Source organism: Geodermatophilus amargosae (assembly GCF_900116515.1).
GTDB classification, from domain to species: domain Bacteria; phylum Actinomycetota; class Actinomycetes; order Mycobacteriales; family Geodermatophilaceae; genus Geodermatophilus; species Geodermatophilus amargosae.
On the sequence record NZ_FPBA01000006.1, the window covers coordinates 128,550 to 152,117 of the forward strand.

Below are 23,568 nucleotides of genomic sequence, written 5' to 3' on the forward strand. Positions count from 1 at the left end.
CATGCTCCCGGCGGGACCCTGCAGCAGGGCCGGGGGCCCGTGCGGCGGGGCCGGGGGCTGCCCGGCATGATCGGCCGGCAGCCCCCGACCCCGAGGAGACCCTCCCCATGAGCGAGTCCACCGCCCGCGTCGCGATCGTCACGGGCGCCGCCCGCGGCATCGGTGCGGCCACCGCGCTCCGACTGGCCGCCGACGGCTTCGCCGTCGCGGTCATCGACCTCGACGAGTCCTCCACCGCTGGAACCGTGGAGGCGATCGAGGCCGCGGGCGGTCGCGCGCTGGGGGTGGGCGCCGACGTGGGTGACCCCGAGCAGGTGCAGGCCGCCGTCGACCGGGTGGCCGCGGAGCTGGGCCCGCCGGTGGTGCTGGTGAACAACGCGGGCGTCACCCGCGACAACATGCTGTTCAAGATGACCGACGCCGACTGGGACCTGGTCATGCACGTCCACCTGCGCGGCTCGTTCCTCATGACCCGCGCCTGCCAGAAGTACATGGTGGACGCGAAGTGGGGCCGCGTGGTCAACCTGTCGAGCACCTCGGCGCTGGGCAACCGGGGCCAGGCCAACTACGCCACCGCGAAGGCCGGGCTGCAGGGCTTCACCAAGACCCTCGCCATCGAGCTGGGCAAGTTCGGCGTCACCGCCAACGCGATCGCCCCGGGCTTCATCCAGACCGAGATGACCAAGGCCACCGCCGAGCGGATCGGCCGGGACTGGCAGGAGTACGTGGCCGAGCGCGCCGCGGCGATCCCGGTGGCCCGCGCGGGCGTCCCCGAGGACATCGCGCACACCGTCTCGTTCTTCGCCAGCGAGGGCGCGGGCTTCGTCTCCGGCCAGGTCGTCTACGTGGCCGGCGGCCCCCGCAACTAGCAGGACCGGCGTCCGGGGCCCGCTACGAGGACGGGTCCCGGTCGGGGTAGCGGGCACGGGCCAGGGCGTAGACGCCGAACGCGGCGAACCCCATCGCGACGACGGTGAGCAGGACCGGGCCGGCCCCCGTGCGGCCGATCGCGGTCATCGCGCCGTCGAGGCCGGTGGCGGTCGAGACGTCGGCGGTCGTCGCGGCCCGCCAGAGCAGCACCCCCACGACGCCGAACGCCACGCCCTTGGCCGCGTAGCCGATCCGGCCGACGGCCTCGATCAGCGGCTCCCACCGGTCGGGCGCGGCGGGCAGGTCGATGTCGCGCATGAAGCCGCCGGTGACGCCGCGCCACAGCGTGTAGGCGCCCACCGCGACGATCCCGGTCGCGGCCACCGCCACCGCGACCGCGCCGCCGGGCACCTCGAGCGTGTCCCCGGTCAGCTCGCGCAGCCGCTCGTCGGCCTCGTACTCGACGCCGACGGCGAACAGCAGCGCGGTGACCCCGAGGACGGCGTAGACGGCGGCCTTGGCCAGGCACTTGGCGCAGACGACGGCGGTGCGGGTGCGGTGCTCGGCGTCCAGCAGGCCGTGCCACCACAGCAGCACCTCGCCGCCCTGCCACAGCGCCAGCGACAGCAGGCCCAGGCCGATCGCCCAGAGCAGCACCGCGCCGCCCGGCGTGCCGGCGACGGTCTCCAGCGCGCCGGTCTGGTCGGCGTCGGTGCCGTCGGCGCCGCGGGACACCTGCCAGGTCAGCCAGCCGATGAGCAGGTGCACCACGCCGTAGGCGACCAGCCCGACGCGCGCGGCGGCGGCCAGCACCGGGTGGTCGGTGACCTCCCGGGCGGCCGTGACCGCCCGGTGCACCGGGTCGAGGCGGGCCCGTGGCCCCCTCCCGGGGCCCGCCCCGAGCCTGCGAGGGGTGGGGAGGAGGGGGTCCTTCACTTACGTGCGCTCGGGGTAGCGCGCCCGGACGAAGCAGAAGGCGCCGAACGCGGCGATGCCCAGGGCCACGAGGGTGAGCAGGGCCTTGCCGAACGGGGCGTCGAGGACGGTGCGCAGCGCGCCGTCCAGACCCGAGGCCTTGGCGGGGTCGAAGGTGACCGCCGACCAGACGAGCAGTGCACCCACCACTCCCAGCGCCACGCCCTTGGCCGGGTAGCCGACCTGGCCGAGGCGGGTCACGGTGCGCTCCGCGCCCGCCGGGGCGGAGGCGAGGTCGATCTCCTTCAGGAAGCTCTTCTTGACGCCCTTGAGCACGTGGTGGACGCCCACGCCGATGACGACCAGCCCCACGAGCCCGACCAGCCAGCGACCGCCGGGCCAGCCGAACACACCGGCCGCGGTCTGCTGCTGCTGCGCCGAGCTCGACGAGCCGCTGCCGGTGGCGAACCGGAAGGCGGTGAACGCCAGCGCCGCGTACACGACGGCCTTGGCCACGGCCTTGACCGTCTTCTTCACCGCCCGCTTGCGGGCCTCGCCCGTCGCCGACCAGCCCGACCGCCAGCGCAGCACCTCGGCGATCTGCCACAGCGCGAGGGCGACCAGCCCGATGGCCAGCACCCACAGCAGCGGCTTGCCGACCGGCGAGGCGGCCAGCGTGCCCATCGCGCCGGACTGGTCGGCCGACTGCCCGCCGCCGCCCCAGGCCAGCTGCAGCGCCAGCCACGCGATGAGCAGGTGCACCACGCCGTAGGCGATCAGCCCCACCCGGGCGAGGTTCTCGAGGGCGTCGCTGTCGCCCGCCCGGCCGGCCGCGCCCATCGCCGTTCCTGGACCGCTCATGGAAGGCCTCCTCTCGGCTCCCCCTGCTGCGACGGACCAGCCTGGCACAGCGCGGGCCCCCGTGCCCGGTCGGCGATCAGCCCACCGGGGCGCGGGCGCGCCAGGAGGTACCCGGCGAAGGCGGCGAGCCCCGTGGCGACCACGGTGAGCAGCGCTGGACCCAGCGGCCCGGTGGCCCGCGTGCGCAGGGCGCCGTCCAGACCGGTGGCGCTGTCGGCGTCGACCGTGGCCGCGGCCCAGGTCACCACCGCGCCCACCAGCACCAGCGCGACGCCCTCGAGCACGAACCCGACCTGGCCGGACCGGTGGACCAGCGTGCTGAGCGCGGGCGCGGCCCGGGCCACCATGCCAGCTGCAGCGCCGGCCAGGCGCCAGCAGGTGGATGAGCGCGTAGCCGAGCAGCCCGGCCCGGGCGGTGTGCCGCAGCGCCGGGCTGCGGGCAGCGCGTTGGGCCAGCGGCGCCCCGTCGTCGGCCACGTCCTCCCCGTTCGTCCCGGCCGCGCCCCGCGCCGCGGCCGGGGGGAGCGACGCACGCACCGGACCGGTCCGCCGGGCGCGCTCCCGGGTGCGGGACACTGGCGGCGTGGCCAACGCGACGACGGCAGCACCCGCACCCCTCCGCACCGAGCGGGGGACCGCCCGCCGGACGTGGCCGCTGCGCGCCGCCCTCGGCGTCGTGCTGGTCGTGCTCGCGGTGGTCGCCGTCCTGACCGGCGACCTCGGCGCCCGGCTGCTGCTCGGCGGGCTCGGCCTGCTCGCCGCCGCGCGGGGGGCCGGGCTGCTGCGCGCGGGGTCGGTACCCGCCGGCGCGGCCGCCGTCACCGGTGGGCTTGCCGCCGTCGCCGTGGCGGTCGGATCGGCCGCCGCCACCGGCTGGGTCCTGCTGGTCGGTGTGCCGCTGTCGCTGCTGGCCGCTGCGGCCGTCGCGCTCGCCCGCGGGGGCGCCGCCCGCCGCGCCGGTGCGGCCCTGCTGGTGTGGACCGTGCTGGTCGGCGCACTCCTCGCCGGCACCCTCGCCTCCCAGGGCGCCGACCGCGCCGCCGCCGTCGCCACGGTGGTCGCCGCGCTGGCCACCGGCCTCGCGGCGGTGCCGCTGCTGGTCGCCGCCGCCGGCCTGCGCTCGGTGGCCAACACCCCTGAGCCGTCCCGTGCCGCCGGCTGCGCGGGCTGCGCCTGCTCGGGCGGCGGCTGCGGGATCCCGCGCGCCTAGCGGCCCACCCGCCAGACCGTCGCCCGGCCGCAGGTGGCCACGGCGACCAGCGAGCCGTCGCCGGCGACGCCGAGGCCGTCGGCGGTCCCGTCGTCGCACAGCGACAGCTCCCCGGTCGCGGTGCCGCCGTCGGGGGCGACGCGGCTGAGGACGACCCGGTCGTGCAGCACCCACAGCTCCCCGTCGACGACGGCCAGCGCGGCCGGCGCGGGGTCCACCGGCAGCAGCGTCTGCACCTCCGCCGTGTCCGGGGCGACCGCGACCACCGCCGCGGAGCCGGAGTCGGCGGCGACGACCGTGTAGGCGGTGCCGTCGGGTCCCACGGCGAGCCCGCCGGGCGCCGCCCCCTCGGCGTGCGGCAGGACCACCGGGTCGCCGGCCGGCGCGAGGTCGGCGCCGAGGCGCACCAGCACCGCCGTGGTGCTGTCGCCGTCGTCGTGGGGGACCACCGCGGTCACGACCACCGAGCCGTCGGGTGCGGCGGCCACCGCCTCGACGCCGATCCGGCCCCCGCCGAGGTACGGGAGCTCCGCGGTGGCGGTCACCTGCGCCGTGGCGGGGTCGACGAGCACGAGCACCGGAGCGCCGCCGGACCGCTCGACTCCGACCAGCAGCCCGCCGTCGGGGGTCGCGGCGGCGACGGTGTCGGTGGCGTCGGCGGAGAAGCCCGCGACCGGCACCGACCCGGTGGACCGGCCGAGCGAGGGGTCGACCCGGCCGAGGCCGTAGACCGACCCGTACTCGCCCGCCACGAGGGCCTCGCCGCCGCTGACCAGCACGGTGTCGGCGCGGGTGTCGGGCGGCAGCGTCACCTCCCCGGTGACCTCGCCGGTGACGGGGGAGACGACGGTTAGCCCCGTGCCGCCGTAGGGGTCGGCGACCAGCAGCAGCGCCTCCTCGCCGGTCACCGTGACCCCGGTGACCAGGCCCGCCGTGCTGCCGGGAGGCGTGGTCGAGGTGAGGACCGCCAGCGGGGCGGCGTCGCCCCGGCTGCCCTGCCCGCCGACGGTCGAGGTGCAGGCGGGGAGTGCCGCTGCGGCGAGCGCGAGCAGGGCGATCGGCAGGCGACGGCGGGGCATGGGGCCACCCTCGGGCCGGCGCCTCGTGGCGGGCTTGCAGGCCGCTTGAGGCCGCCGCCGTTCCGCCGTCGGGGCGGTGGGTAGGGGAGCGGGCGTGAGTGGACACGTCTTCGTCGTCGGCGCCGACCTCACCCGCCTGTCCTGCGACGACGTGCTCGTGCCCACCGGCCGCACCCTGCGGATCGCGCGGAGCTGGCGGGCGCTGCTGCCCGACGACCTGGTCACCGACGAGGACGCCGAGGGCGTGTGCGTCGACCTGGCGTGGAACGGGGACGAGCGGGTGCTCGAGGTCCCCGGGACCGGTCTGCGGCGGGCCTGGCTGCTCGACACCGTCGACGACTGCGGCCGCGGGCTGAGCTGGCTGCTCGACGGTGCCCGCGAGGCGCTGGCCGCCGTCGCCCGCCGGGAGGTGGCCGAGCCGGTGCACGGCCGGGCGCGGCGGCTGGTCGGGCTGCCGGCGCTGGGAACCGGCTGGGGCGGGGCGGCCGGGCGGCGCGGCGACCTGCTGCAGCAGCTGCTGCCGGTGCTGCGCGAGGCGGCCGACGAGCACGGCTTCGACGTCGCGCTGGTGCTGCGCGGGCCCAGCGACCTGGCCGCCGCCCAGCGCATCCGCCGCGAGGACACCGCCGGCTGGGACCTGCCCGACCCGCTCCGGACGCTGGCCGAGCAGCTGGGGGAGCGGGCGCGCCGCGGGCAGCTGGCGCTGTTCATCGGCGCGGGGGTCAGCGCGGCGGCCGGGCTGCCCACCTGGGAGCAGCTGCTCGACGAGCTGGCCGGGCACTCGGGCCTCGACGGCGAGCTGCGCGAGGGGCTGTCCCGGCTGCCGCCGCAGGACTCCGCGGCGCTGCTGGCCCGCGAGCTCGGCCGGGAGCGGCTCGAGGACTTCGTGCAGGAGCGCTTCGGCCCCGGCCCGTACGCGCTGGCGCACGCGCTCATCGCCGACCTGCCCGTGCAGGAGTTCGTGACCACCAACTACGACCCGCTGGTGGAGCTCGCCGCCGCCGACATCGGCCGCGACCTGTCGGTGCTGCCCTACGACGAGGCCCAGCCCGGGCGGCCGTGGCTGCTCAAGCTGCACGGGGACGCCGCGCACCCCGAGAGCGTCGTCCTCACGCGGGAGGAGTACCTGCAGCTGGGCGACTCGCGGGCCGCGCTGGCCGGCGTCCTGCACTCGCTGCTGCTCACCCGGCACGTGCTGTTCGTGGGCACCTCGATGCTCGACGACGACCTGATCCGCATCGCCCACCAGGTGCGCAGCGCCGTGCAGGGGTCCGACCGGGGACCGCGGAACCCCTCGGGCACCGTGCTCGCGCTGCAGGAGGACGCCGCGCGCAGCCGGCTGTGGGAGCAGGACGTCGAGACGGTGGCGATGGCGCGGGGCGACACGCCGCCGGCGGAGGCCGCGCGCCGGCTGGAGGTGCTGCTCGACCTCATCGGCTGCCTGTCCACCCCGCCCACCGGCTACCTGCTCGACCCGGCGTACCGCGGGATGCTGTCGGCCGGGGAGCAGGCGCTGGCCGACGCGCTGCAGGGGGTGTCCGAGGTCATGCCCGAGGGCGCGGGGACGCCGTCGGCGGCCGGGGAGGTCGCCGCCCTGCTGCGCCGGCTGGGCGCCGGGCGCTCGGCGGGCCGGCGCGACGACGGCCCGGACGACGGCCCGGACGGCGGCCCGGACGGCGGCCCGGACGGCGGCCCGGACGGCGGCTCGGACGACGGGACCTCCGGCGAGGAGCCCGCCGACGTCGCGACCGAGCCGCGCGACGACCGCCTGCAGGCCCAGCGCCCGGGCTGAGCGGTTGGCCCGTCCCCGCCGGGGGAAGGCGGGACCCATGCGTCTCGAGAACTCGATCGCCCTGCTGGCCAAGGGCTACGGCTGGCTGCCCGACCTGCGCCGGGCCCACGGCAGGCAGGCGGTCGGCACGCGGCTGGGCGGACTGCCCGCGGTGGGCATCCAGGGGCCGGATGCGGCGCGGTTCCTCTACGACGAGGACCACGTGCACCGCGCGCACGCCATACCGGAGCCGGTGCAGGGCACGCTCTTCGGCAAGGGAGCCGTGCACACCCTCGACGGCGAGGCGCACCGGGTCCGCAAGGCGATGTTCGTGGCGGTGCTCATGGACGGTGCCGGCATCGACGCGCTGGTCGGCAGGACGACGGCCGCCTGGGATGACGCGGCGCGCGAGTGGGCCGCCCGTCCGGAGTTCGTCGTCTTCGACGAGTCGGCGCGGGTGATCGCCGGCGCCGTCACCCGGTGGGCCGGCGTGCCGCTCGACGACGCCGAGGTGCCGGCGCTGACCGCCGACCTCCTCGCGATGGTGGACGGGTTCGCCACCGGCGGGCCGCGGCACTGGCGCGCCCGGCGGGCCCGCGGCCGCCGCGAGGGCTGGCTGGCGACGGTCGTCCGCGAGGTGCGCTCGGGCCGGCTCTCGACGCCGACGGGCTCGGTGCTCGAGACGGTCGTCCGGCACCGGGACGCCGACGGCGAGCACCTCGACCCGCGGGTGGCCGCGGTCGAGCTCCTCAACGTCATCCGCCCGACGACCGCCTGCGCCTGGTTCATGGCCTTCTCCGGGCACGCGCTGGCCCGCTGGCCGGACTACCGCAAGCGGCTGGCCGAGGCCGACCCGGCGTTCGCCGAGGCGTGGGCCCACGAGGTGCGGCGGTTCTACCCGTTCGCGCCGTTCATCGGCGGCCGGGCGCCGCAGCGGCTGGAGTTCGGCGGGCAGACGATCCCGAGGAACGCGATGGTGCTCCTGGACATCTACGGGCAGGACCACGACCCGGAGCTGTGGGAGGAGCCCTACACCTTCCGGCCCGAGCGCTTCCTCGGCCGCGAGATCGGCGCGTTCGACCTGGTGCCGCAGGGCGGCGGCGACCCGCGCACCAACCACCGCTGCCCGGGTGAGCAGATCACCGTCGCGCTGCTCGCCGCGCTGGCGCCGCGCCTGGCGGCGCTCGAGGCGGACCCCGCACCGGACCAGGACCTCACCATCTCGCTGCGCCGGATCCCGGCCCGCCCCGCGAGCGGCGTGGTGATGCGCCCGCGCTGAGCTGTTCCACGCGCAGTCGAGCTCTGCCCACACACGGGAGCAGAGCTCGAAGGAGCGGGGACCGGGCAGGTCCCCGCGTCAGCTCGTGCTCTGCCCACAGGAGTGGGCAGAGCACGAGCTGACGCGGGAGGAGTTCCGCCGGGCGTCACCGGGGGTCGAGCCACCAGAGCACGGCCTCGCCATCGCACTGCGCGGCCACGGCGACGGTGCCGGAGGCGCCGACGAGGAGCCTGCCGGCCATCTCGTCGCAGAGCCCCAGCGGCGCCCCGACCTCTCCCGTGCGGGTGTCGACGGCGAGCACCGAGGCGGTATCCGCCTCCTGCTGCAGCGTCACCCACAGCGTCGTGCCGTCGAGGGCGACCTCGGTGACCGGCGTGCCGCGGAAGTCGTCGCCGGTGAGCACCGTGGGCGCCGTCGCGTCCGGGCCGACGGCCACCACGTACTCGCGGTCGACACGGTCGGCGTCGGAGCCGCGCACCACGGCGTAGACGGTGCCGTCGGTGGCGACCACCGCGTCCACGGCGAGGGAGCGCACGAAGCCGGGCGCGAGGTCGACCGGTGCGCGCAGCGGCGCGAGGTCCGAGTCCACCGTGACGAGCAGCGTGCGCGACGGCGCGAACCGCTCCGCGCCGGGAGCCGTCACGGTCAGGACCACGCGGGAGCCGTCCGGGGCGATCACCAGGTCCGCGACCTCCGCGGGCGACGGCGCCACCCCGTCGACGCCGACCTCGGCCGAGGCCCGGACCGCCCCCGTGGCGGGGTCCACGGCGAGCAGCACGGGCGCGCCCCCGCTGCGGGAGACGGCGACGTACAGGACGCCGTCGGGACCCAGCGCGGCCGCCGAGCCGGTGAGCGACACGTCGCCGGGCACGGCCACGGGCAGGGGAGCGCCGGGCGTCCCGGTGGAGGAGTCGACGACCTGCAGGCCGTAGCCGATCGGCCCCGTTCCCGGCCAGACGAGCCCGGCCACGACCGCCTGCCCCTGCCAGCCGTAGGCGGTGTCGGGACGGGAACCCGGTGCCAGCTCCGCCGACGCCGGCACGGTCGTGCCGTCCGCGCCGACGACGGCCACCGCGGCACCGGGGGCGCTGTCGTCGCCCCGCGTGGCGTCTGCGCCGGCGAGCACCACCAGCGTGGTGCCGTCGGGCCCGGCGAAGGCGCCGCGCGCGTCGGTGTGGTCCCCGGCCGGGCCGCTGCCCGGCACGGTCACGGTGGTCCGCGCCACCTCGGCCACCGGGGCATCGGACGGCGGGCCGGCCACCGTCCCGGACGAGCAGGCGGTCAGCGCGAGCAGTGCGGCAGCGACCAGGGCGAGCGGGGGCAGCAGTCGGGAGTGGGGCACGCCGTCCACCCTCCGGAGCGCGCTTGCGCCCCACTGCCGCTGCGGTTGGGACCGGCTACACGACCGCGGGGGCCAGCCGGTCGAGCACCGCGGGCAGCGGGCCGGGCGAGAGCACGGTGAGCCGCTGGGTGGCGCGCGTGAGCGCGACGTAGAGGTCGTTGAGCCCCCGCACGCCCTCGTCGAGCACCCCCTGCGGATCGGCCACCACCACCGAGTCGAACTCCAGGCCCTTGGCCTCGCCCGGGACGAGCACGACCGGCCCCAGCGAGGAGTCCGCGCCCGGCCCCGACTGGACGTCCGGCCGCAGCGCACCGAGCGCCGCGACGACGTCGGCCAGCCGGCTCGGCGGCACGAGCACCGCCGTCGTCCCCTCCCCTCCGGCGAGGTCCGCGGCCACCTCGGCCACCCGCGCGGCGAGCCCGGCCTCCCCGGTCACCTCGGCGACCGGCGGCGTGCCGCCGGTGCGCACGGAGCGCGGGGGGGTGAGCCCGGTGCCGGTGGCGGCGAGCACGTCGGCGGCGACCTCCATGACCTCCGCCGGCGTCCGGTAGTTGACGGTCAGCTCCTCCAGCCGCCACGCGTCGCCCACGTGCGGGCGCAGGACGGCGTCCCAGCGCTCGGCGCCGGCCAGGCTGCCGGTCTGCGCGACGTCGCCGACGACGGTCATCGACCGGGTCGGGCACCGGCGCACCAGCAGCCGCCAGGCCATCGGGGACAGCTCCTGCGCCTCGTCGACGACTACGTGCCCGAAGGTCCAGGTGCGGTCGGCGGCGGCCCGCTCGGCGGTGGTGCGCAGGTCCAGCTCGCGCTGCCGGTCGGCGAGGTCCTCGGCCGACAGCAGGTCGCCGGCGCTGAGCACCTCAGCCTCCAGGTGCTCGTCCTCGAGGTCCACCGACCGGGAGCCGTGCAGCACGTCGAGGGTCTCCTGCGCGCGGTGCAGGGCCCGCTGCCGGTCCCGGTCGGCGCGGGCGCGCTGCGCGCTGTCGTCGAAGCCGAGCATCTCCTCGGCCTCCTCCAGCAGCGGGACGTCGGCCGGCGTCCACGGCGCCGGGTGGGCGGGAGAAGGGCGTGGCCGGTGCAGCAGCGCCCGGTCGGCGTCGGACCAGCCCGGCGTGGCCTCGGCGACGCGGGCAGGGTCGGCGAACAGGTCGGTGAGCAGCCGCTCCGGGGTGAGCACCGGCCACAGCTCGGCCAGCAGCGAGCGCACGCCGGGGTCCTCGCTCACCTCGCGGCGCAGGGCGGCGACGTCCTCCCGGTCGAGCAGCCCGGCGCCGGCCTGCACGTCGCGGCCGAGCCGGTCGGCGTAGCGCTTGGTCAGCGTGTCGACGACCCGCCGCACGAAGAACGGCCGGGCCAGGTTGTGCAGCGGGTCGGCGCGGCGCGCGGCCGCCTGGGCGCGGGTGACGTCGACCGGCCGCAGCCGCAGCGCGAACCCGTCGATCTCGACCTCGCGCGGGCCGTCGGGCACCACCTGGCGGCCGGCGATCGCGGCGCGCAGCACGTCGACCATCTCCAGCCGGCCCTTGACCGCCGCCGTCTCCGGCGACTCCTCGCCGCGCGCGTCCAGGCCCGGCCGCAGCTGGCCGAGCCCGGACAGCAGCACGCCGGTCTCGCCCAGAGAGGGCAGGACGTCGGCGATGTAGCGCAGGAAGGTCGGCGTCGGGCCGACCACGAGCAGGCCGCGGCGGGCCAGCCGCTCCCGGTGCGTGTAGAGCAGGTAGGCCGCGCGGTGCAGCGCGACGGCGGTCTTGCCGGTGCCCGGTCCGCCCTGGACGACGAGCACGCCGGCGGCGTCGCTGCGGATGACCCGGTCCTGCTCGGCCTGGATGGTGCGCACGATGTCGGTCATGCGCCCGGTGCGGGAGGCGTCGAGTGCCGACAGCAGCGCGGCCTCGCCGGTGAGCCCGGACCCGGCCAGTCCCGTGGTCAGCACCTCGTCGTCGAGGCGGACGACGGTGCGCCCGCGGGTGCGGATGTGCCGGCGCCGGACGATCCCGAGCGGGTGCACCGGCGTGGCCACGTAGAACGGACGCGCGGCCGGCGCCCGCCAGTCGACCAGCGCGGGGTCCTGCGCGGAGTCGTCGCCGGGCAGGCCGATGCGCCCGACGTAGAGCGCGCCGCCGTCGTCGGCGCGGTCGATGCGGCCCACGCACAGCCCGGCCTCGGCGGCGTCGAAGGCGACCATCCGCTCGCCGTGGAAGCGCACGGTCGCGTCGCGCTCCTGCAGTGCCTGCGGGTCGACGGCGGGCCAGGAGATCGCCTGGCGCCAGCGGCGCTCCGCCAGCTCGCGGGCGGCGTCCAGGCGGGCGTAGAGGTCGGTGACGTACTCCTGCTCGCAGGCCAGTTCGGGGTCGGGGACGACGTCGGACGGGGTGGCCGGCAATGCACTTCCCTCTGCTAGAATGGGAGCCAGTTCGCTCTCGGTGCCATTTCGTACGCCATTCTGGCGCACGCGGCAATCGACCATCCTGCGCCTTTCTCCCCCGTCCTGTCACGTCCCGCCCGCGTGTCGGGGCGAGGTCTGCGCCACCAGGGCGTCGAGGGCGCCGGCCAGCGCGTCCGGCCGGCTCAGCGCGCAGAGGTGACCGCCGGGGACCTCGTCCACCTCCACGCCCAGCCGCTCCCGGGCCACCCGCCGCTGCAGCGCGAGGGGGAAGAAGCGGTCGTCGCGCCCGGCGAGCACCCGGGTGGGCACGTCCGGCCAGGCGGCCAGCGGCCACGGCTCGCCGAACGGCGTCCCGGACTGGTCGCCGGCGTGCTCGGCACCGGCCGCCCACACCTCCGGCGGGACGTCGTGGGAGAAGTCGGCGTCGGGGTCGCCGTCCTCGGGCCGGCCCTGCTCGCGGGCCAGCTCGGCCCGGGCGGCGGCCTGGCCGACGGCGTCCCACCAGTCGCCCCCGGTCTCCCCGGGCCGGGGCACCATCGCGTTGAGCAGCACCAGCAGCCGCACCGGCCGCCGGGCGGCGACCAGCGGCGCGGTCAGCCCGCCCATCGACTGCCCGACCACGACGGCGTCCCCGTCCGCGCCCAGGTCGTCGAGCGCGGCCGTCGCCACCGCGGCGTAGTCGGCGAGTCCGGCGGCGTCGTCGTCGGCCGGGAGGTCGACGGCGACCGCGCGGTGTCCCCGCCGCTCGAGCTCGGGGACCAGCCGGTGCCAGTACCAGGCACGGCCGCCGGCGCCGGGGAGGAGGAGGAAGGGTGTGCCCACGTCCTCCCGACCGGCGCCGGCCCGGGAACTCATCGCCGGCCTCAGAAGAGGCCGGCCAGCTCCTCGAGGGCGTCGGTCACCGCGTCGTCGTCGGCGGTGTTGCCCGTGATCTGCAGCGTCCCGGTGCCGGGGGCCTCGATGCCGGTGTCGTCGGACCCGTGCCCGGCGGTCAGGCCGTAGCCGTACTCGACCGACAGCTCCCAGTAGGACCAGCCGTCGGCCTCGGCGAAGACGTAGGTGACCGACGCGTAGGCGTAGGAGGTCGGGGCGATCGCCTCCGACCAGTCGGCGTACCCGTCGTCGTCGACGTCGTAGGCCGCCGCGTCCACGTAGCCGTCGAGGTCGGAGTCGGCGCCCCACACGTCGGGCAGCGCGTTGCCGGTCGTGTCGACGCCGACCTCCTCGACGTAGCCGTCCTCGTCGCTGTCGAAGGCGAAGGTGTCGGCCCAGCCGTCGAGGTCGGTGTCGACGGCGACCTGCTCGACGTAGCCGTCCTCGTCCCAGTCGACGGCCCAGGTGTCCTCGTACCGGTCGCCGCTGTCGTCGAAGGCGTACAGGTCGATCCAGCCGTTGGCGTCGGTGTCGTAGGCGTTGTGGTCGTGGCCGCCGGCCGACGCGGGGCCGGCGGTGACGAGCACGGCGGCGACGGCGGTCGCGGGGACGGCGGTGCGCAGCAGGGCGCGGGTCAGGCGGGTGCGGCGGGAACCAGTGCGGGTCACGGCAGTGTCTCCTCGGTCGGGAGCCGGGGTCCCGGCTCGCTGCGAGGACGCTCCCGCGCACCACCTGCGCGGGACTGGACGACGACTGGGGGACCCGCTTGCACCGGCGTCCCAGTGCCCTCCCAGTGCCCCGTGGCGGAACGGCGGCGGAGTCGGGGGAGACCGGAGCGTCCCGCAACCCGCAGGACACCTCCCCGTCATCCCGGCTGCCTACCGTCGGGGGCTCCCGGACGACAGGGGAGTACACCCATGAGCACCACCACGACCGAACGCCCCACCGAGCGGGCGACCTGGACCTGCCCGAACTGCCACGGCGCCACCACCACGGCCAAGAAGCGCTGCCGCGACTGCGGGACGTCGCGCTGGTGAACCCGGGAGCGGGCCCGTCGTCGCGCCCGCTCTCCGGCTCCGTCCCTCAGTGATCGGGCGGAGCCCCTCGCAGCCGGACCACCGCCGCGCGGTAGCGCGCCCGGCCGGCCAGCCGCCACACCAGCCGGGTCCCCCGGCCCAGCCCCGACAGCAGCCGCGCCCGCTCGGCGGGGTCGGCGTCCTCGAGGGCCAGCCCCAACACCGTCAGCTGCTCGCGGGGGCTGAGCGCCGGCCGCGCGCCGCGGGCGATCGCCGTCCACTCGCGGGCGGGCAGGTGCGCCTCCAGCAGCGGCAGCAGCTCCCGTTCCTCGGCCGCGGTCTGCGCGTCCACGGCAGCCGCCAGGTCCAGGCAGGTGAGGGCGAAGGCGTCCCGGGCCGACGGGGTGCCGGCCACCGCCCACTGCCGGGCGGCGGTGGACAGGTCGCGCAGCCGGTTGTCGACGGCGGCGCAGCGTGCGGTCCAGTCGGCGACGCGCTCGCGCCCGGGATCGGCGAGGTCGGTGGGCAGTGCGCGCAGCAGGGCCGGCCACAGCAGGTCGCGCTCCATCGCGTGGTGGCCCAGCAGCACCCGGCCGAGCAGGTCGGCGTGCCGGGTGAGGGCGGACGAGCGCGTGGCGTCGCCGGCCGGGGCCCAGGCCGACAGCTCGGCCAGCAGCCGCAGCTCGCGGCGGACCAGCCGGTGCAGCACGCGCTGGGAGTCGCCGGCCCGGGTGGTCGCGGGGCGGACGGGGGCGGGACGCGGGGGAGCCGGAGCGACGGTCACGGGGCACCTCGATGCGGCTGGGCGGAGGTCGAACCGGATCGATCTCGTCCGGTACGAAGGCAGGGTAGGAGCCCGCCGGGCGGGGCGACAGGGGTCCGTGCGCGACCGGACCCCACCGGACGGGGACAGGGACGCCCCCGTCCGTTACGGTCGTCGCGTGAGCGTGATCACGCGGAACTGCGTGCGCGTGAGGGGGCCGGAATCCGCCCGGCCCATGGTCTTCGCCCACGGGTTCGGCTGCGACCAGACGATGTGGCGGGCCGTGGCGCCGGACTTCGCCGTCGACCACCGCGTGGTCACCTTCGACCACGTCGGCGCGGGCGGCTCGGACCTCTCCGCCTACGACCCGGAGCGCCACGGGTCGCTGCGCGGCTACGCCGACGACCTCGTCGAGGTCGTCCGGGAGATGGACCTGACCGACGTCGTCCTGGTGGGGCACTCGGTGAGCTCGATGATCGGCGTGCTCGCGGTGCTGGCGGCGCCGGAGCGCTTCGGGGCCCTGGTGATGGTCGGGCCCAGCCCCCGCTACGTCGACGACGGGGACTACACCGGCGGCTTCAGCCGGTCCGACGTCGCCGCGCTCCTGGACTCCCTCGACAGCAACCCGGCGCAGTGGTCGGCGGCGCTGGCCCCGCTGGTCGCGGGACCCGGCAACCCCGAGGTGGCCGTGGAGCTGGCCGAGAGCTTCTGCCGCACCGACCCCCGCGTCGCCCGCGACTTCGCGCGGGTCACCTTCCTCTCCGACAACCGCGCCGACCTGCCGGCGGTCCGCGTCCCCACGCTGGTGCTGCAGTGCACCGACGACGCCATCGCGCCGGAGCCCGTCGGCCGCTACGTGCACTCCCGGGTCCCGGGCAGCGTCTTCACGCGGCTGGCCGCCACCGGGCACTGCCCGCACCTGTCCGCGCCGGAGGAGACGGCCGCGGCGATCCGGGCCTTCCTGCGCGACAACTGATCCGGCCGTGACAGACCCACCAGCGCACCGGGACCGGCTCGAGCCGCCGGAGGAGCTCACCCGGCTGCTGGAAGAGGACCCTGCCGACCTCTACGAGAACGCACCGTGCGGGTACCTGTCGCTGGTCCCCGACGGGCGGGTGGTGAAGGTCAACCGGACCTTCTGCGACTGGACCGGCCTGGCGCCCGGCGCGGTCCGCGGCCTGCGGCTGCCCGACCTGCTCAGCGCCGGCAGCCGGGTGTTCTACGAGACCCACCTGGCGCCGCTGCTGCGCCTGCAGGGAGCGGTGCGGGAGGCGGCGCTCGACGTCGTCCGCGCCGACGGCTCGGTGCTGCCGTGCCTGGTCAACGCCATCGAGGTCCGCGACGAGGGCGGCCGGCCGCTGCTGGTGCGCGCCACGGTGTTCGAGGCGACCTCGCGCCGGCGCTACGAGCGGGCGCTGCTGGCGGCGCAGCGGTCCGCGACCGAGTCCGAGGCACGGGCGCGGACGCTGCAACGGGTGGTCTCCGAGCTCGCCGCGGCCGGCTCGCCCGAGCAGGTCGCCGAGGTGGTCGTGCGCCGCGCCCGGGCGGCGGTCGAGGCGAGCGGCGCCGGGCTGTGGCTGGCCGTCCCCGGGCCCGAGGCCACCGCCCGCCAGCGGCCGGTGCCGGTGGCCCCGACCGCCAGCGACGGGCTGGCACCGGCGCTGCTCGCCGAGCTGGCCGCGGCCGCGAGGGGCGGGGCGGACCTGGTGCGCACCGGCGGGGTGCGCACGGTGCCGGTCGGTCCGGGGCTGCGCGCGGCCTGGCCGGCGCTGGCCGACGCGCTGCTCGGGGCCGGTCAGGACGCGGTGGTCGTCGTCCCGGTGTCGGCCGCCGACGACCGGCACCTCGGGGCGCTCGTGCTCGTCCTCGGCGTGGTCGGCGACAGCGAGCTGATCAGCCTGGCCGAGCCGGGAACCCGCGGCTCCCTGCCGCAGGCCGACGCCGAGCTGCTGGCCACCCTCGGCCGGCAGGCCGGCCAGGCGCTGGAGCGGGTCCGGCTGTACCAGGAGACCGCCCGCCAGGCGACCCGCTCGGCGTTCCTCCTCGACGCCGCCCGGCTCATGGCCGCCGGGCACGGGGTCACCGAGACGATCGGGGAGCTCGCCGAGCTGGCGGTGAGCCGGCTGGCCGACATGTGCGTCATCGACCTGCTGACCGAGGGCGGGCTGGTCGAGCCGGTGGTCGCGCACGCCGACCCGGCGCGCCGCGCGCTGATCGAGGAGCTGCGCGACGTCCACCTGCCCCGCCGCGACGGCGCCCACCCGAGCGTGCGGGCGATGGTCGAGCACCGCACGGTCTGGCTGCGCGGCGTGGACGAGGCCGAGCTCGCCCGGTTCACCACCAGCCCGCGGCACGAGGAGGTCACCCGGGCGCTGGAGCTCACCGACCTCATCTGCGTGCCGCTGGTGCTGGAGAACCGGCCGCTCGGGGTGATCTCGCTGGGCGCCGACGCGCGCCGCGGCACGTTCACCGAGGCCGACGTCGAGACCGCCGAGCAGCTGGCCCTGCAGATGTCGCAGGGCATGGACGTCGCCCAGCGCTACGAGCTGGAGTGGCGGACCTCCCACACGCTGCAGGCCAGCCTGCTGCCGCCCGAGCCGCCGGAGGTGCCCGGGTACGCGCTGGCCGTCCGTTACCTGCCGGCCAGCCGCGGCGCCGACGTCGGCGGCGACTTCCACGACGTCGTCCCGCTGCCCGGCGGCGACGTGGCGCTCGCCGTCGGCGACGTCGTCGGCCACGACGTGACGGCCGCGGCCACGATGGGCCAGCTGCGCAGCGTCCACCGGGCGCTGCTGGTGGACCTGCCGGGGCCGGCGGCGCTGGTCGACCGGCTGCACGGCAGCTGGCCGCTGCTCGGGCTGCCGCGCATGGCCACCGCGCTGTTCGCCCGGCTGGACCCCGCCACGGGGGACCTGCGGATCGCCTCGGCCGGGCACCTGCCGCCGCTGCTGGTCGCCGACGGGCGGGCCGAGCTGCTCGACGTCCGGCCGGGCCGGCTCCTCGGCGCACCGCCGGGTCCGGCGCCGGAGTGGTCGGGCCGGCTGGCCCCGGGCGCGACGCTGGTCTTCTACACCGACGGCCTGGTCGAGAGCCGCAGCGCCGACCTCGACGCGGGGCTGGACCGCCTCCGCGCCGTCGCCGCCGCCGAGTCGGCCGACGGCGAGGGGATCGCCAATCCCGGCGCCCTGTGCGACCGGCTGCTCGACGCGCTGGCCGGTCCCCGCCGCGCCGACGACGTCGCGCTGCTCGTGCTGACCCGGCTGGTGGGCGACCCCCTGGCGGCCCCCGGCGGCGGAGCGGACCATCGCAGCCACCGCCCCGTCGCCGGGGCCGGGGACGAGGAGGCGGCCGTGGACCAGGCGCGCAGTGACCTCACCGACGCCCTCGAGGGAGCCAGCGGGGACGTCAGCGTCTCCGGTGACGCGATGCGCTGGTCGCCCGAGCGGGCCGAGACGCCCGCCCCGCCCGTGGCCTTCCCGGCCCTCGACGTCGCCGCCGGGCTCGGCTCGGTGCTCGGGCTGGACCCCGCGGCGGTGCGCCGGCTGGTCACCGGTGCGGTGGACCGGCTCACGACGGTGGCCGCCGACGTCGCCGACGGGCTGCTCCTGCTCGCGCGCGACGCCTTTCCCGGCGACGACGACCGCTGAGGGCCTGCGCGGTCCGGATGCTGGCGGCGGAGTGGGACATCCGACACCCCCGGGCGCGGGTGGGACACGGCGGTGACCTGTACAACCGACGATGACAACTGCCACGCCGACGTGGGGACGTGTCCGTCATGAGCAGCAACCAGTTGACCCTGGCGCCCGCACCGCCGTCCGAGGCCGCCGAGCGCGTCCGCCTCGAGGTCCGGGAGTTCCTCGCGCAGGAGCTCGCCGCCGGGACCTTCAGCACGCACGTGGACACCTGGCTGTCCGGCGTGGACCCGGAGTTCTCGAGGAAGCTCGGTGCCCGCGGCTGGCTGGGGATGACCTGGCCCAAGGAGTACGGCGGCCACGAGCGCACCGCGATGGAGCGCTACGCCGTCACCGAGGAGCTGCTGGCCGCCGGCGCCCCGGTGGCCGCGCACTGGATCGCCGACCGGCAGTCGGGCCCGAACCTGCTGCGCTACGGCACCGAGGCGCAGCGCAAGGAGATCCTGCCGCGCATCGCCGCGGGGGAGTGCTACTTCGTGATCGGGATGAGCGAGCCCGACAGCGGCTCCGACCTCGCCTCGATCCGCACCCGCGGCACCCGCAACGCCGACGGCGACTTCGTGGTCAACGGCGCCAAGGTCTGGACGTCGAACGCGCACCACTCTCACTACGGGATCGTGCTCGTGCGCACCGGCCCGCCCGGTGAGGGACCGCGCGGCAAGCACCAGGGGCTGACGCAGCTGCTGGTCGACCTGTCGCTGCCGGGCATCAGCATCAACCCGATCCGCATCCTCGACGGCGGCCACCACTTCAACGAGGTCGTGTTCGACGACGTCGTCGTCCCCGGCGACATGCTGCTGGGCACCGAGGGCGCCGGCTGGCACCAGGTGACCGCGGAGCTCGCCTTCGAGCGCTCCGGCCCCGAGCGGTTCCTCTCCACCTGGCCGCTGCTGGCCGAGTTCGGCCGCCGCGCCGCGGCCACCGGCGACCCCGCGCAGCTCGCGGTGCTCGGCCGGCTCTCCTCGCGGGCGCTGGCGCTGCGCCAGCTGTCGCTGCGGATCGCCGCGGCGCTGGACCGCGGGGAGCTGCCCGACATCCCGGCCGCGCTGGTCAAGGACATGGGGACGACGTTCGAGCAGGACGTCGTCGACGAGGTGCGCCGGGTGGTCGACGTCCCGGCGTCGCTGGACAGTCCCGACCCGCTGGGCCGGGCGCTGGCCGAGTCACAGCTGCACGCGCCGGGCTACACGCTGCGCGGCGGGACCAACGAGATCCTGAAGGGGATCGTGGCGCGAGGGCTGGGGCTGCGCTGATGGCATCCGACCAGGACCTGGTGGTCGAGACCGTCCGGGAGATCCTCACCGGGCACGAGCCGTTCGTGCTCACCGCCGAGCGGCCGTGGGACGAGGGCCTGTGGTCGGCGCTGGCCGAGGCCGGGTTGACCGGCGTCGGGCTGCCCGAGGAGGCCGGCGGCTCCGGCGGTGAGCTGGCCGACGCCGTCGCGATCGTGCGGACGCTGGCCTCCGGCGCGGCCGCGGTGCCGGTGGCCGAGCAGCTGCTGGTGGCCGGTCCCGCGCTGGTGGCCGCCGATCTCGACCTGCCCTCGCCGGAGGAGCCGCTGACCGTCGCGGTCGACGGCACGGTGTCCGCCGAGCCGTCCGACGACGGCGACGGCCCCGGCCGGTTCGTGCTCACCGGCACCGCCACCGACGTGCCGTGGGCCGGCGTGGCGAAGCACGTTGCGGTGCTGGCAGCGGCGCCGCCCGGGATCGAGGGCGCGGTGCTGGCCGTCGTCGACGTCTCGGGACTGGCCGCGTCGTCGGCGGTGAACCTGGCCGGTGAGCCACGCGGCTCCCTGGTGCTCGACGGCGTCGGCGTGCCCGGAGCGCTGCTGACCCCGGCGCAGGCCGCGCACGTGCGCGCCCGCTACGCGCTGACCCGCGCGGTGCAGATCTCGGCCGCGCTCGAGCAGGTGCTGGCCTGGACGGTGCAGTACGCCGGCGAGCGCCAGCAGTTCGGCCGGCCGCTGGGCAAGTTCCAGGCGATCCAGATGGAGCTTGCGCAGATGGCCGGCGAGGTCACCAGCACCACCGCGCTGGTCGACGCCGCCGTCCAGGCGCTCGGCCGCGGCGAGGCGACCGTCGCGCTGGCCGCGGCCGCGGCGAAGGTGCGCGCGGGGGAGGCCGTCGAGCGGGTGGCCAAGCTGGCCCACCAGGTGCACGGCGCGATCGGCTTCACGCAGGAGTACCGGCTGCACCACCTCACCCGGCGCTGCTGGTCGTGGCGCGACGAGGCCGGCACCGAGCTGGCCTGGTCGCGGCTGCTCGGGGAGGCCCTGGTCGCCGCGGGCCCCGACGACGTCTGGCCCGCCGTCACCGCGGTCGTGTGAGCGACCTCGTCCTCCGCCTCCCGTGCGCGGGAGGCGGAGGACGGCCGGTCAGACCGTCTCGGGCGCGCGGAGGTGGGCGAGCACGAGGTCGAACTCGGCTGCGTCGGTGATCTCGATCTTCATGGACCGGGCGAAGTCGTCCCGGGTGGCCCGGGCGTGGACGCGGCCGCGGTCCATGTCCTCGCGGTCCTCGAAGGTCACCGCGGAGGCGGCGCGGCCGCCCTCGCGGTCGACCATGAGGCTCACGCTGCAGAAGCCGGGGTAGTCCTCCATCCGCGGCACCAGGACGGTGCGGTAGGCGTCGAGGACGCGGTCGATGCCGGCGGGGTCGGCGCGCCACCAGGTCACCCGCGTGCAGGCGCCCGACGGTGCCTCCGACCGGCGGTGCATGACCGCGATCTCCCACTCCTGGACCTCGGCGGGGCCGCCGAGGACCTCCGCGGCCTGCTCGCGCAGTCCGCGCACCTGGTCGGCGCTGGCCCGCATCGCCTCGACGTCGTTCCACGACGAGGTGATGACGCACCGGCCGGTGCCGCGGTCGGTGAGCATCGACAGGCCCGCGCACCCGCGCATCTGGGTGAGCGCGGGCATGACCTCGTCGCAGACGAACGCGATCCCGTCGTCGACCTTCTCCGGGGTACCGGCGACGGTGGTCGAGCGTGCGTACATGGCCGCTCCTCTCAGGGGGCGGCGCTGCCCGTGCGGCACCGCCGCGGCGACAGCCTGCTCGTGCCGACGGCGCCCGGGGAGGCTTTGACGACACGCGGAGGGACGTCCTCGACCCAGCGTGTGCGCTTCGTAACGCAGCATGACGTAGTGCGTCGAAGAGGCGCCTGCCGATACTGCACCCGTGCACACCGCGCTCGTCCTCGTCCACGACGCCGACCCCTCCCGCGGGCACCGCCTGGTCGGCACCCTCCGGCCGGCGCTGGAGGCGCAGGGACTGACGGTCGTCGTCGGGACGACGGTCGGGCCCTCGCCGCTGCTGACCGACCTGCCCGACCCCGCGACGCTGCGCACGCTGGTGGTCATGGGATCGGGCGCGGCCGCCTACGACGACACGGTGCCGTGGCTCGGCGCGGAGCTCGCCTACCTGCGGCAGGCGGTCGACGCCGGGACGCCGGTGCTCGGTGTCTGTTTCGGCGGGCAGGCGCTGTCGCGGGTGCTCGGCGGGGTTGTGTCCGAGGCGCCGGCCGGTGAGCACGGGTTCCTCGACGTCGAGACCGCCGACCCCGCGCTCGTGCCGGCCGGCCCGTGGTTCGAGTACCACGGCGACCGGTTCACCGTGCCGCCCGGCGCGGTCGAGGTCGCCCGGACTCCTCGCGCCGTGCAGGCATTCGTGTCGGGTCCGCACCTGGGCATGCAGTTCCACCCGGAGATCGACCCGGGCGCCTTCTCGGCGTGGGAGGAGACCTGGGAGCTGACCGGCCCGCCGCCGCCGGAGGCCGCCGCGCTGGTGCCGGGGCTGCGCCGGGACATCGCCGAGCGGGAGTCCGAGGCCTCCGCGGCCTGCGCCCGGCTGGTCGAGGCGTTCCTCGCCCGCGCCGACGAGCTGACGGCGGAGGACGAGACGGCGGCGTGAGCCCGCAGCCGTGGTCACGGCGGACCGGGACTCCCGGCGGGGCGTCGTCCGGGGCAGCATGCTCTGGTGAGCGCTGACCGGCACGGGCACACCCACCGCCTCGACCTCGACGACGCCACCGTGCGGGAGTGGGACGCGACCGTCGTCGCGACCGATCCCGAGCAGGGCATCGTCCTCGACCGCTCGGCCTTCTACCCGGGCGGCGGAGGGCAGCCGCCGGACGAGGGCGTGCTGCTGTGGGGTGGCGTCCGGACCCGGATCGCGGGGACCCGCAGGGGCGACGAGCTGTACCTGATCCCGGTCGAGGGCGACCCAGTGCCGCCGCCGGGCACCGCCGTCCGCGGCGCCCTGGACGACGAGCGGCGGACGGCGCTGATGCGCACCCACTCGGGGCTGCACGTGCTCACCGGTGTCGTCCTGCGCGACTTCGGCGCGAAGGTCACCGGCGGCAACATGGAGCCGCTGACCGCGCGGATGGACTTCGACCTCGCCGAGGTGCCCGCCGACTTCAAGGACCGGGTCGCCGAGGCGGTGAACGCCGAGATCGCCGCCGACCGCCGCATCGAGGTGCGCACGCTGCCCCGCGAGGAGGCGTACGCGATCCCCGACCTCGTCCGGACGGCCACCGACCTGCTGCCGCCGGACATCCAGCAGGTCCGCATCGTCGACATCGTCGGTCTCGACCTGCAGGCCGACGGCGGCACGCACGTGGCCTCGACGGCGATGGTCGGCCGCGTCGAGGTGGTCAAGATGGAGAACAAGGGGCGCGGGTTCCGCCGGCTGCGGGTGCGCCTCGTCTGAGCCGGCGACCTCGCCGTCGTGCTCAAGGGGCGGAACTGGGGGAAACGGTTCTAGTCTGCCTGTGTGCGGAGGGGCTCCTCACGGGGGAGATGCAGCAGGGCGGACGCTCCCGTGTGCCCCACCCGGGCTCTCCTCCTCGCCTGCCTGGTGGCCGGCCTCTACGCACTCCTCCTCCTGGTCTCCGGCACGGCGCGTGCCGCCGACGACCTGCCGGCGCCCGCCGGCTCCCTGCTCGAGGGAACGACCGAGGGTGTCGTCGCGACGGTCGACGGGGTCACCACTGCGCCGGTCGTGGACGATGCCGCGGAGACGCGCGAGCCCGTGACCGACCCGGTCGCCGACGTTCCCGCGCAGACACCGGCGCCTGTGGTCGAGCCGGTGGCGCCGGTGGACGAGGCGGTCACCGAGCCGGCCGCGCCGGTGGTCGAGGCCGTGGTCGAGCCGGTCGTCGATGTTCTGGCGGAGACGCCGGAGCCGGCTGCTCCGGTCATCGAGTACGTCGCGCCTGCGGTGGTCGAACCGGTGGTGCCGGTGGTTGAGCGCGTCGTGCCTCCCGTCGCGACTCCGGCGGTTGAGCGCGTCGTGCCGCCGGTTCCCGAGCATGCCGGGCCGCCGGCCGTGCCCCCCGGGCCGCTGGCCGTGCCCCCGGTGGTCGAGGCGGCCGGGCCGCCGGCCGTGCCCCCCGGGCCGCCGGTTCCCGAGCACGCCGGGCCGCCGGCGGTGCCCCCGGTGGTCGAGCCGGCCGGACCGCCGGTGGGGCCGCCGGTTCCCGAGCACGCCGGGCCGCCGGCGGTGCCCC

20 protein-coding genes and 1 pseudogene are annotated in these 23,568 nt (G+C 76.8%); 11 read left to right on the forward strand and 10 right to left on the reverse strand.

Going from position 1 to position 23,568, the window contains the following annotated elements:
* Window positions 1-107 precede the first annotated feature (107 nt).
* Window positions 108-869 (forward strand): 3-oxoacyl-ACP reductase FabG, encoded by a 762-nt coding sequence (gene fabG, locus BM414_RS10985; RefSeq protein WP_093579476.1) that lies wholly within the window; start codon window positions 108-110, stop codon window positions 867-869.
* A 22-nt stretch (window positions 870-891) separates the two neighbouring features.
* Here fabG and BM414_RS10990 read toward each other — a convergent pair whose 3' ends face one another.
* The 3 genes from BM414_RS10990 to BM414_RS11000 all read right to left on the reverse strand — a co-directional run bounded on the left by BM414_RS10990 (window position 892) and on the right by BM414_RS11000 (window position 2,993).
* A complete protein-coding gene (locus BM414_RS10990; RefSeq protein WP_093579477.1) occupies window positions 892-1,728 on the reverse strand; it encodes a DUF1206 domain-containing protein in 837 nt (278 codons plus the stop codon).
* A gap of 78 nt (window positions 1,729-1,806) precedes the next feature.
* On the reverse strand, window positions 1,807-2,646 hold the full coding sequence (locus tag BM414_RS10995; protein ID WP_093579478.1) for a DUF1206 domain-containing protein: 840 nt from the start codon (window positions 2,644-2,646) through the stop codon (window positions 1,807-1,809).
* A complete protein-coding gene (locus BM414_RS11000) occupies window positions 2,643-2,993 on the reverse strand; it encodes a DUF1206 domain-containing protein (protein WP_093579479.1) in 351 nt (116 codons plus the stop codon). Before BM414_RS11000 ends, BM414_RS10995 begins: the two co-directional genes overlap by 4 nt.
* Window positions 2,994-3,229: 236 nt before the next feature.
* On the opposite strand from BM414_RS11000, the gene BM414_RS11005 reads away from it, so the two are divergent.
* Window positions 3,230-3,856 carry a hypothetical protein gene (locus tag BM414_RS11005; protein ID WP_139245794.1) on the forward strand — a complete coding sequence of 209 codons (627 nt, stop codon included), beginning with the start codon at window positions 3,230-3,232 and terminating at the stop codon, window positions 3,854-3,856.
* On the opposite strand, the gene BM414_RS11010 is transcribed toward BM414_RS11005, so the two are convergent.
* Complete coding sequence (locus BM414_RS11010) at window positions 3,853-4,935, reverse strand: NHL repeat-containing protein (protein ID WP_093579481.1); 1,083 nt, start codon at window positions 4,933-4,935, stop codon at window positions 3,853-3,855. The two genes, BM414_RS11005 and BM414_RS11010, sit on opposite strands and share 4 nt — an antisense overlap.
* A gap of 94 nt (window positions 4,936-5,029) precedes the next feature.
* On the opposite strand from BM414_RS11010, the gene BM414_RS11015 reads away from it, so the two are divergent.
* Together BM414_RS11015 and BM414_RS11020 are read left to right on the forward strand one after the other, a co-directional pair.
* Window positions 5,030-6,727, forward strand: coding sequence for an SIR2 family NAD-dependent protein deacylase (locus BM414_RS11015; protein ID WP_093579482.1), 1,698 nt, complete (start codon window positions 5,030-5,032; stop codon window positions 6,725-6,727).
* A 37-nt stretch (window positions 6,728-6,764) separates the two neighbouring features.
* Complete coding sequence (locus tag BM414_RS11020) at window positions 6,765-7,985, forward strand: cytochrome P450 (RefSeq protein WP_093579483.1); 1,221 nt, start codon at window positions 6,765-6,767, stop codon at window positions 7,983-7,985.
* Between the two features lie 145 nt (window positions 7,986-8,130).
* On the opposite strand, the gene BM414_RS11025 is transcribed toward BM414_RS11020, so the two are convergent.
* From BM414_RS11025 to BM414_RS11045, 5 genes are all read right to left on the reverse strand, one after another.
* Window positions 8,131-9,327 carry a hypothetical protein gene (locus BM414_RS11025; RefSeq protein WP_139245796.1) on the reverse strand — a complete coding sequence of 399 codons (1,197 nt, stop codon included), beginning with the start codon at window positions 9,325-9,327 and terminating at the stop codon, window positions 8,131-8,133.
* Window positions 9,328-9,382: 55 nt separating this feature from the next.
* Complete coding sequence (locus BM414_RS11030; protein ID WP_245784641.1) at window positions 9,383-11,710, reverse strand: HelD family protein; 2,328 nt, start codon at window positions 11,708-11,710, stop codon at window positions 9,383-9,385.
* Between the two features lie 108 nt (window positions 11,711-11,818).
* Window positions 11,819-12,535: an alpha/beta fold hydrolase gene (locus BM414_RS11035; protein WP_217644667.1), complete on the reverse strand. Its 717-nt coding sequence runs from the start codon at window positions 12,533-12,535 to the stop codon at window positions 11,819-11,821.
* Window positions 12,536-12,576: 41 nt separating this feature from the next.
* Window positions 12,577-13,254, reverse strand: coding sequence for a hypothetical protein (locus BM414_RS11040; RefSeq protein ID WP_093579487.1), 678 nt, complete (start codon window positions 13,252-13,254; stop codon window positions 12,577-12,579).
* A gap of 415 nt (window positions 13,255-13,669) precedes the next feature.
* Window positions 13,670-14,386, reverse strand: a complete 717-nt coding sequence (locus BM414_RS11045; RefSeq protein ID WP_245784642.1) for a hemerythrin domain-containing protein — start codon at window positions 14,384-14,386, stop codon at window positions 13,670-13,672.
* A 157-nt stretch (window positions 14,387-14,543) separates the two neighbouring features.
* Between BM414_RS11045 and BM414_RS11050 the strand changes: the two genes are divergently transcribed.
* The 4 genes from BM414_RS11050 to BM414_RS11065 all read left to right on the forward strand — a co-directional run bounded on the left by BM414_RS11050 (window position 14,544) and on the right by BM414_RS11065 (window position 20,386).
* Window positions 14,544-15,341 carry an alpha/beta fold hydrolase gene (locus BM414_RS11050; protein ID WP_245784643.1) on the forward strand — a complete coding sequence of 266 codons (798 nt, stop codon included), beginning with the start codon at window positions 14,544-14,546 and terminating at the stop codon, window positions 15,339-15,341.
* A 7-nt stretch (window positions 15,342-15,348) separates the two neighbouring features.
* The gene (locus tag BM414_RS11055; protein WP_093579490.1) at window positions 15,349-18,012 is read left to right on the forward strand and encodes a SpoIIE family protein phosphatase; all 2,664 of its coding nucleotides are present in this window, start codon (window positions 15,349-15,351) and stop codon (window positions 18,010-18,012) included.
* A 128-nt stretch (window positions 18,013-18,140) separates the two neighbouring features.
* Window positions 18,141-19,310, forward strand: a complete 1,170-nt coding sequence (locus BM414_RS11060) for an acyl-CoA dehydrogenase family protein (protein WP_093579574.1) — start codon at window positions 18,141-18,143, stop codon at window positions 19,308-19,310.
* Window positions 19,310-20,386: an acyl-CoA dehydrogenase family protein gene (locus tag BM414_RS11065; RefSeq protein WP_093579491.1), complete on the forward strand. Its 1,077-nt coding sequence runs from the start codon at window positions 19,310-19,312 to the stop codon at window positions 20,384-20,386. Before BM414_RS11060 ends, BM414_RS11065 begins: the two co-directional genes overlap by 1 nt.
* A 48-nt stretch (window positions 20,387-20,434) precedes the next feature.
* Here the strand turns inward: BM414_RS11065 and BM414_RS11070 are convergent, their stop codons facing one another.
* Window positions 20,435-21,055: a hypothetical protein gene (locus tag BM414_RS11070; protein WP_093579492.1), complete on the reverse strand. Its 621-nt coding sequence runs from the start codon at window positions 21,053-21,055 to the stop codon at window positions 20,435-20,437.
* 181 nt (window positions 21,056-21,236) lie between these two features.
* Here BM414_RS11070 and BM414_RS11075 point away from each other — a divergent pair, with 181 nt between their 5' ends.
* The 3 genes and pseudogenes from BM414_RS11075 to BM414_RS29315 all read left to right on the forward strand — a co-directional run.
* Entirely contained in the window at window positions 21,237-21,968 is a 732-nt protein-coding gene (locus tag BM414_RS11075; RefSeq protein WP_217644668.1) for a type 1 glutamine amidotransferase, read from the forward strand.
* A 66-nt stretch (window positions 21,969-22,034) separates the two neighbouring features.
* Window positions 22,035-22,769 (forward strand): alanyl-tRNA editing protein, encoded by a 735-nt coding sequence (locus tag BM414_RS11080; RefSeq protein ID WP_093579493.1) that lies wholly within the window; start codon window positions 22,035-22,037, stop codon window positions 22,767-22,769.
* A gap of 111 nt (window positions 22,770-22,880) precedes the next feature.
* Window positions 22,881-23,568 (forward strand): annotated as a pseudogene (locus BM414_RS29315) (hypothetical protein); the annotation flags it as partial.

What these genes read in the sequence shown, in the direction of transcription:
- fabG (WP_093579476.1), top strand. Translation starts at nt 108, where the DNA reads ATGAGCGAGTCCACCGCCCGCGTCGCGATCGTCACGGGCGCCGCCCGC.
- BM414_RS11060 (WP_093579574.1), top strand. Translation starts at nt 18,141, where the DNA reads ATGAGCAGCAACCAGTTGACCCTGGCGCCCGCACCGCCGTCCGAGGCC.
- BM414_RS11020 (WP_093579483.1), top strand. Translation starts at nt 6,765, where the DNA reads ATGCGTCTCGAGAACTCGATCGCCCTGCTGGCCAAGGGCTACGGCTGG.
- BM414_RS10995 (WP_093579478.1), bottom strand. Translation starts at nt 2,646, where the DNA reads ATGAGCGGTCCAGGAACGGCGATGGGCGCGGCCGGCCGGGCGGGCGAC.
- BM414_RS11000 (WP_093579479.1), bottom strand. Translation starts at nt 2,993, where the DNA reads ATGGTGGCCCGGGCCGCGCCCGCGCTCAGCACGCTGGTCCACCGGTCC.
- BM414_RS11070 (WP_093579492.1), bottom strand. Translation starts at nt 21,055, where the DNA reads ATGTACGCACGCTCGACCACCGTCGCCGGTACCCCGGAGAAGGTCGAC.
- BM414_RS11010 (WP_093579481.1), bottom strand. Translation starts at nt 4,935, where the DNA reads ATGCCCCGCCGTCGCCTGCCGATCGCCCTGCTCGCGCTCGCCGCAGCG.
- BM414_RS11065 (WP_093579491.1), top strand. Translation starts at nt 19,310, where the DNA reads ATGGCATCCGACCAGGACCTGGTGGTCGAGACCGTCCGGGAGATCCTC.